The organism is Geobacillus sp. Sah69 (assembly GCF_001414205.1).
Taxonomy (GTDB): Bacteria; Bacillota; Bacilli; order Bacillales; family Anoxybacillaceae; genus Geobacillus; species Geobacillus stearothermophilus.
This window is the reverse complement of record NZ_LLKS01000007.1, coordinates 26,306-34,261: the sequence shown is the minus strand read 5'-3', so window position 1 is coordinate 34,261 and position 7,956 is coordinate 26,306. Positions and strand designations below refer to the sequence as shown.

Sequence of the window (7,956 nt, the reverse complement as noted above, 5' to 3'; positions counted from 1 at the left end):
ATATAATCTTCTTCCAATTAAGTTCAACAYTTTAAATCCCTCTCTTATTTTTTTTATTCAAATGCTATCCAATCGTAATTTACTCCACCACCTTGTACAGGCAATCTAAAGTAAGCAGCATAATCGGTAACATTTGTCATTCTTAAACTTGCACCGGAAACACTACCGTAGTTAGATTTCGCACCAACCGCTGTAATTTTATAGTCATTTGGAAAACGACTATCGTATATACTGTGGTCAAACACATCGCCTGTTCTTTTCGCTAAAATGTAACTCGGAAAAAATCCTATTGCCGATATACTGAATGGAAGGTAAAAATAGCTAAAAGTATAACCATCAACTGACCTATAGAATGTTATTGGACTAGTGGAAGATGTTATAGTTCCTGTTGCAAATTTTTTTCCTATTGGAATACTTTTCACTCCTGAAACAAGTTCAGCGAATGTCGGAACTGCCCCAGCTTTAGTCACAGTTCCGCCTTTTGCAGTGATGGTGGACTCTAGCTGGGCTTTCCCATCACTTACAGATGTAAAAAGGTTTTCACTCCATGCACTCCATGTTCCGCCATCTCTTATACGCATATAAAAAGTAGGTTGTGTTCCTGTTAATTTAAAGGCTTTTTGTATTACATAGTTTGCAGAGTTAGTATGCCTAATAACTTCAACATAAAACCAACTAGCCGAACCATCAGGAGAATTTATGAGATTATCTCCATTATAAAAACCTGTATTCACCAAATTGTTTAGATCTTGACCGGAAATTAGTATAGCAGTACCATTATCAGCTGTTACTTTGTGTTTTTGCATACTATTCCAAGTGTCTTTTTCAGCTTGTGTGACGTGTTTAGTAGTATCAGCCGAATGCGCAACAACTGCATCATTCACCCGTTTCACCGCATTGGCTGTCGCTGCCTGGGTTGTGCTTGCGCTTGTCAGCGTATCATTGAGTTGGACGATACCAGCCTGTGTGATACTGGCATTTGGTAGCGATTGTTGTGGCAACTGTTCAGATAGAATTTTTCCGTCTGGTCCTAGGATAGCGACTTTCCCATCAATTTTGTCCCAGTTGTCATTCAGCATCGTCTGTATATTAAACGTGTCGTTGGCATCTGCGATCGGATCTTTTTTATACAGCCCTAGTCGCGGTGTATTACTCGCCAATATTACGCACCTCCTGCAAATTTATCGAGCGTTGTCGCTTCCAATTGCGAAAGCGTCATTACGTTATGAACGTCTTTTATTAACAAATAAGAAAACTCGAAGTCTATCGCCAAATGAGCCGGAATAATCCCGCGCAAAGCGTTTTGAATGTCGGCTAAATTCGGCGGAACCCCGAGTTTACCAACGAACTTGATTTTCACGGTATATAGCGAAGGCTGTTCGATTACTTCAACTTCGCCATTGTAATACGCTTCGGCAACGTTTTTAATTAAATCGACCGTGACCGTTCCGATACCGCGTAACTTCGACTTGATCACGCTACGACGTTGCTCAACCGGCTTACTTTCATCGATTGGAATACCGCAAATGCGCTCCCAATGAGAAAGTCCCCATGTGGCTGTGTCGACGAAAAACTGCGCCAGCACGTCGGCGATTTTGGCGTTAAGCGCTTCAAACTCGGCAGCTTCCGTTTTAACAATCGCTCGCGACTCGCGGTAATCCTCGTATTCTCGCGGTATGTATCCGAACATATCGCGTTCAACATTGCGCTCGATGTCCGTTCCTAATAGCTTCACGCGAATGTCACCGTCCCTGTAACCGCTACGTTTCCGTCAGCAATCGTAACGTTTGCCGTACCACCATTGACCGTTAGGTTCGAATAGTCTATAACGCTCGGACAATCGAGTAATAAACTTGCAATCTTCGAATATCGTACGATTGGATCGACGAAAGCAAGCGACTTAAGATAGTCGGTTAATAGCTCCTTAAATTCAGTCTGTGCGTCGGTTATCGTTTTTCCTGCCGCAAGCGTTAAGGTTGCCGACACATTAATCGGAATTTCTGTGGCGCCAACCACTTCAACATCCGCGTTGATTGGTCGTTCATTTTCAATATGTTTAGCCACCGCGTCAATAATCGCTTGTGATGGTGTTCTTTTTTCTGTATCAAGTAAAACGACTTTGACCGTTTTAGGTCCATTTGCAACCGGATATACTTTTGCATCGCCAACTCCCGCCACTTCAAGAGCCCATTGACGATAATGATTTGCGTTACCCGATGTCGCCGGTCTACGAACGCGGTCGAGGTAACGTTGTAACAACGACTCGTCGCTTTCCTCATCAACACCGCCGTCAAATGGTGCGTTGTTTGTAACCGATGTCACGCCCGATAAGTCACCGACAACAAGCGTAATCTTTCCTGCTGCAACGTTCCCTCTTACGCCTGCCGTTTCGGCTTCAGCATCAACCGTAACCGTGCCGCCTGTAATCGTACCTTCTTCGGTAGTGACGAAATAAATCGGCTCAACATCGTCGGTACTCAAGCGCGTGCCGACTGGAATTACTGTGCCGTCCGTGCCAGTGAACGTAACTCGACCGGTTGCTTTCAGCGCTTCTTTTGGCGTAATACCAAACGCCGCACAACGCAAGACTAAATATTCGCGCGGAATATTTTCGAGACCTAATCCAAAATTCAACACTAAATCAAGCGCGACATAAGCCTGCGCAAATTCAATCGCTGCTGGCGACAATAAATCCCATACGACCGAACCTTGTCGCTTGTCAACAGGCTCATCGATATTGTCGAGCATACGCCGACGTATGACTTCGAGAGTTTGGTTTTCAAACACAATTAAATCTCCACCTCCTCGGTTAATATTCCTCCGGCTGTTTTGACGACGGTAAATTCGACGTACACATGATCACTTTCACGCCTAATAGAAAAATCCCGCACATCAGCGATTCGGTCATCATAAATTAACGCTTCACGAATCAATCGTGGGATTTCTTCGTTTAAAAGCTCCTCGGTTCCTCCGGCGCCAATTAAGTCCTCAAGTTCCGATCCGTATTGTTCATCGTAAATTAAATAACGGAAACGGGCGGTTTGAATCGCTTTTATGATGAATTGCCGAAGCGCTTCGTCACCGTCAATAAATCCTCCGATTGTGCCCCTTTCGGGATCAAGTCGGTATGTGAGTGAAGGCTCGGGTGTTGGAATGACCGCTTTGCTTCGTTCCTCTGCAGGCTGTAAAGGGGAAAGCGCCATTAGTAAATCACCGCCTTGTCAATTACGAAGTAAAGTTGACCGTTATTAGCTGACACCACAATTACGCGGTCACCGACTTTTAACTCGTCTTGGTATTCGATTTCTACCGTTGCGCCACCGTCAATCTTTACTTGTCGTTTATGTTTCGTTAGATACCGCGCGACAATCAAGTCGTCGCGGTCAAGTTCGATGTTCATGTTGTCGATTTTTACTTTTATATTAGGCGGTGCACTTGTGATCGTCGCCAGCTCGATGTCGACGTCCTTGTTATAACCATGGTGGCGCATGAGTTGAATTAGGCGAGCAGCGCCGTTTCCTTCTAGCCGATCTTTCATTCGTTTACCTCCTCGTATTCAAGAGTCGGTAATTCGTCCGTGGCACTCAACGTAATTGACATCGTATGAGTTCTGTTTTCATAGTGATGGGAGTCGGTAATAACGTAGTAGCCGCCGACGATTCCGGTTAGTGGTTCTTTTACGTAAACAGAAGTGCCAGCGATTACTTCGTCGATTCCAATCGCATCGACCGTTGCTTCATCGTTAATTGTTCCGTGCTCTTTTAAAAGCTGACGGGCAAGTTGTTCGATTTGTGATTTTGTTAGTTTCGAGTCGGCGTTCTCAAGGTGCTGCATAATTCCGTATTTCTTTATAAGAACGTCATTTTTAACGGTTTTTACAATCGGCTTTTTATCCGGGTCGCCGCCGATCACTTTTACTTGCGTTTTCAGGTCTTCGATGGACTGCGAATATTTGGCGCTTATGATATTTACGCCATTTTCGATGATAAACTGCGTTACTTGCGCTTTTCGTTCTTGCAAAACAAGCTTGCCGTTTTTATTGAGCAAAATAAAACGACGCCCCGTGTGCTTTTTCGTTTCGGTTAGCGCCGTAATAATCATGTCGTATAGAGTTTTGTCGCGTAAAATTAGCTTCGGAATCACGTAACCGGTATCAGCGATAGGACCAACTGGAATCCCAAAATCGGAACATAGCCGACGAACAATATCAGACGCTTTCATGTTCGTAAATTTTCGCGTGTCTATTGATTTCGTTAGATACACGTTTTCGTCGTAGGCAGTAATCGAATAGTTTCCGTCACTGCTAATTTCGTAGGCAAAAATCACGCCGCGAAATAACTCAGTGCTATTGTTATAAAACCGAATTTCCTTACCTTTTTCGATCGTGAATAGGCGCTTGCGACCGTCAAGTGTATTCATCAACGAAACCTTCAATGTACGACAAGCTTGCATAACGTCGCCGCTCCACTCAACAGACATGACGAAGTGTGTGATGTCCATATCGTTGTAAACGACCTTTATTTCCGCTTGTCCCGGATACATTACGGAATCACCAACTTCATGCCCGGTTTAATGCCGTTTGGATTTTTGCCGATCATTTTTTTATTCGCCTCGTAAATTTGACGCCATTTACTGCCGTCACCATAAATATTCGAATTTTGAGCGATTTTCCAAAGTGAGTCGCCCTTTTTCACAACATAGATTTTTGGTTTCGGTTCTGATTTTGGCGGACGTTTTGGTTTAGCCGACAATTTTGACGATGTTGTCAGTTTTTTAATAACGGGCACCCTGTACTCTTTTAATGAGATGGAAAACTGCACCTCTCCCGGACTGCCAGGCGGACTTGGCCGGTAGATGAATTCCGGAATGAGTACAAGCGTATTAATGTTCGCTGTCGTCACAATAAAACGGATTGGTTTTTCGGCATCGCGCCATTTTTCAACGATGCTGATGAAATCGGTCGGAGGAATAATTCGATTATGAACACAATAGGCCGGGTCGTATTTAGCCGGTAAAAACGACTCAAATCGGAATTCGCGCAATCCTCTATTCTTCGGAATCGTTGCTTCTCCTAAATTATTGACTTCAATAACCTCAATTCCATAAGGACTTGCCACTTCAAAAGATGAAGGGTTAACAGGCAATTGCAAACTTTCTCTGCCATAACGAAACCAAAACTGCATTTTTACCCTCATGCCATTAACCCTCCCTCTTGTTCTAAGTATCTTGCAAGTTCTAAAGCTAACTTTTTAATATCTGATTCATTTCGAATAATAAATTGGTTGCCTGTGATAGTTACAGATGCACTACGTTGACGCTTGCTGTTTTCCATTTGCTTGACTTCTTGCTTCGTCAGGACTTTTTCACCTTCATGTAAAAGGGCTGGATAATTATCACGAGGAATCACACCGCCAATAGCTTTCTTTTGAAATAGTCCATTTCCACCAAGGAATTTTGGCAAACCAATTTTAATGTTTCCGAATGACGTGATTTTGTCGATAAAACTCGTGACACTTCCTACTAACCCATCAAACCACTTTTTTACCGGTTTAATAAAATTAGACACCTTTTCTTTCACAACATCCCATACTTCTAACGATTTCTTTTTCACTTTATCCCAGTTCATCACCAACGCAACGCCGGCCGCAATCAAGGCAGCAATCCCGACAGCCACCCATGTCATCGGGTTGGCGAGCATTGCGACATTCAAGCCGATCTGTGCCGCCGTCTGGGCCAGCGTGCCGGCGCGCCACGCTTTAAACAGGGTAATAATCGTCTGCATCATCGTTAAGCCGGCAAAAGCGATACGGAACGAAATGACCCCGGCTGTTACGGCTGCTAATGCTGTGGCCACCGACTTAATATGTGGAGCCGCTTTGGCAAAGGCATTGACCATTTTAGCACCTGCATCGCCGATGGATTTGCCGATGTTTTCGCTCATCTTGACCATCTTATCAAGAGTTTCAGGCTTAATCCCTTTCAACATGTTATATCCAGCGTCTTGCAGGCCGCTTTTTAGGTTTCCGACGATGGTGCTCGCTTTTCCCGCAGTAGATTGCGAAAGCTTTTGCGCCCCACCGGCAAAGAACGGGCTCAATTTTTGGTCGGTTAGTGTATTGAAAGCTTTCTGTGTTTCAGCTGCGGTTAAGTTTGCATTGACGCCTTTTCCAACGTATCCTTTAAACTCTTGGGCCGTCACTTTAAATCCGAATTCTTTGAGGCGCTCAAATTCGCCCGTTTTCGCATCAGCAAGGGCCTCAATCGCTTCAGAAAGGGTTTTGCCAGGCGTCAAGGCTGCCATATCTTCTGCTAGTTTTAGCAATTTCATAGCTTCTTGCGTATTTCCACCAGCGATACCTAGAGCACGAACACCAGTCTGGACGACCTCGCCAGTTTCAAACGGCGTTTCATTCGCGTTTTTTCGCAAAGCCGCCAAGTACTCTTGAGCTGATTTTTTTACTTGTTGCTGGCTCATCCCTTTGTTTTGAACGCCGATGAAATGCTCCATCGAGATCATGTATTTTTCCAAATCAGCCCCGCTTTTTAACGCGGTTGCTACTCCGGCGCCCAATGCCGTTCCGATCACTGATCCCAGCAGCCGTAAACGTTCCATGGTCAACGCTGCCCGATTTCGGACGCGATCAATAGCATCAGCTAACGTCTCCAGCTTCTCTTTCGCTTTCGCCGTTTCGACCCGCATTTCCCAGCGCTTTTTGGTACTTTCCTGCACCTTATCCATCGTGGCCTTGAGGCGCAGCATTTCATTTTTCAGTTTTTCATTCGACCGAATGACTTTTTCAATACTCTGCGTAGCGCTATCCTTAACGGAAATTTCCGCCTCGAGTCGTTGGCCTCTTGCCATATCTCCTCACCTCACCATAGCAGCGCTGGGCACGGCATGCCGGATAAAGCTTTAATTTTCTCATTTTCTTCTTCTATTTCTAACTCATAGAAAGCGCGAATAATCGTCAGCTCCCCATAAGGGATTTGATAAAAAACTGAGGGCCGGATGCCTTTCTTTTTCCAATACCAGTACATCATCTGTACATAACCGTTTTCCTTTACGGCTTTTTTACTTCTTCAACGGCCCCCTCGCCAAACCCGCTTAAATCGCTGATTTCGTTATATAGCCGATCAATTTCACCAGGCGTAAATAGTTTCCGAATCAAATCATATGGTGTCGGGACCTTATAATGCTCTAACAACTCCTTCCGTTTTAACTCTGGAGAAACAACGCCCTTTAAGATCGTTTCTAGTTTGATAGTAAAAACATCGACGTCCGCTTTATTTGAAATTGGATCAAACTTTGTAGACATATCCTGAATCTCTTCAAACTGTGTCTGTGTCAACGCTCGAATTTCAAAAACGACCGGCTCGCCGGCCAGCTCGCTCAACCGTTTAATTTCCACGAGTTTTTTTGGTAATTCCAGCTTTTCCGCATCCATTTTGAGTAAAATATCAACCACATTGCTCATTGTGTTCCCTCCTCATGACAAAAAGCAGAAGGTTGCCCCTCTGCCTATTCAATATAGTCGATAAATTCAAAATCATTAAAAGTAAACGGCTTCTCTTCTTGAACGATTTTCCCCGATTCCCAGTCCGCGAGAGTCAGATCGTCAAAAGTACAACCTTTCAATACAACACGTTCCGCGCCGAATGCCGCTGGATCGGCCAGCTTGCTCACGATCGTCATCGGTTCCAAAACACCACGCTTCACCTGCTCGGCCACCTTGCGTGTCAGTCGGGAGTTCACCTTTGTGATTCGCAACGTCCCTTTGCCTTCCCATCCCATATATTTTTGACCTTGGCCGTTCGGAGCACCACACATTGGCACTTTTTCCTTAATAAAGTCCACCTTTGCCTGCAATCCGTATGCTTCCGCAAATTTTTCGCCGTCGATCCATACTTCTCCATGCGTACCGGAAATGGCGCGTTCAGGAATCATTCGTTCCATTC

General features: G+C 44.7%; 10 protein-coding genes. All 10 read right to left on the bottom strand.

Going from position 1 to position 7,956, the window contains the following annotated elements; all coding sequences use genetic code 11:
• Nucleotides 1–53: 53 nt before the first annotated feature.
• Nucleotides 54–1,160 carry a pyocin knob domain-containing protein gene (locus AP057_RS00880; RefSeq protein ID WP_055357842.1) on the bottom strand — a complete coding sequence of 369 codons (1,107 nt, stop codon included), beginning with the start codon at nucleotides 1,158–1,160 and terminating at the stop codon, nucleotides 54–56.
• A 2-nt stretch (nucleotides 1,161–1,162) separates the two neighbouring features.
• A complete protein-coding gene (locus AP057_RS00875; protein ID WP_082432181.1) occupies nucleotides 1,163–1,735 on the bottom strand; it encodes a YmfQ family protein in 573 nt (190 codons plus the stop codon).
• Nucleotides 1,732–2,787: a baseplate J/gp47 family protein gene (locus AP057_RS00870; RefSeq protein ID WP_055357841.1), complete on the bottom strand. Its 1,056-nt coding sequence runs from the start codon at nucleotides 2,785–2,787 to the stop codon at nucleotides 1,732–1,734. The genes AP057_RS00875 and AP057_RS00870 overlap by 4 nt, the downstream gene beginning before the upstream one ends.
• A gap of 2 nt (nucleotides 2,788–2,789) precedes the next feature.
• A complete protein-coding gene (locus tag AP057_RS00865; RefSeq protein ID WP_055357840.1) occupies nucleotides 2,790–3,203 on the bottom strand; it encodes a DUF2634 domain-containing protein in 414 nt (137 codons plus the stop codon).
• Nucleotides 3,203–3,538 (bottom strand): DUF2577 domain-containing protein, encoded by a 336-nt coding sequence (locus AP057_RS00860; RefSeq protein WP_055357839.1) that lies wholly within the window; start codon nucleotides 3,536–3,538, stop codon nucleotides 3,203–3,205. Before AP057_RS00860 ends, AP057_RS00865 begins: the two co-directional genes overlap by 1 nt.
• Nucleotides 3,535–4,542 carry a hypothetical protein gene (locus AP057_RS00855; RefSeq protein WP_055357838.1) on the bottom strand — a complete coding sequence of 336 codons (1,008 nt, stop codon included), beginning with the start codon at nucleotides 4,540–4,542 and terminating at the stop codon, nucleotides 3,535–3,537. Before AP057_RS00855 ends, AP057_RS00860 begins: the two co-directional genes overlap by 4 nt.
• On the bottom strand, nucleotides 4,542–5,195 hold the full coding sequence (locus AP057_RS00850; RefSeq protein WP_055357837.1) for a LysM peptidoglycan-binding domain-containing protein: 654 nt from the start codon (nucleotides 5,193–5,195) through the stop codon (nucleotides 4,542–4,544). The genes AP057_RS00855 and AP057_RS00850 overlap by 1 nt, the downstream gene beginning before the upstream one ends.
• A complete protein-coding gene (locus tag AP057_RS00845) occupies nucleotides 5,192–6,862 on the bottom strand; it encodes a hypothetical protein (protein WP_055357836.1) in 1,671 nt (556 codons plus the stop codon). Before AP057_RS00845 ends, AP057_RS00850 begins: the two co-directional genes overlap by 4 nt.
• Before the next feature lie 199 nt (nucleotides 6,863–7,061).
• A complete protein-coding gene (locus tag AP057_RS00840) occupies nucleotides 7,062–7,475 on the bottom strand; it encodes an XkdN-like protein (protein ID WP_055357835.1) in 414 nt (137 codons plus the stop codon).
• A 44-nt stretch (nucleotides 7,476–7,519) separates the two neighbouring features.
• A complete protein-coding gene (locus tag AP057_RS00835; RefSeq protein WP_047758624.1) occupies nucleotides 7,520–7,954 on the bottom strand; it encodes a phage tail tube protein in 435 nt (144 codons plus the stop codon).
• Between the last annotated feature and the right edge of the window lie 2 nt (nucleotides 7,955–7,956).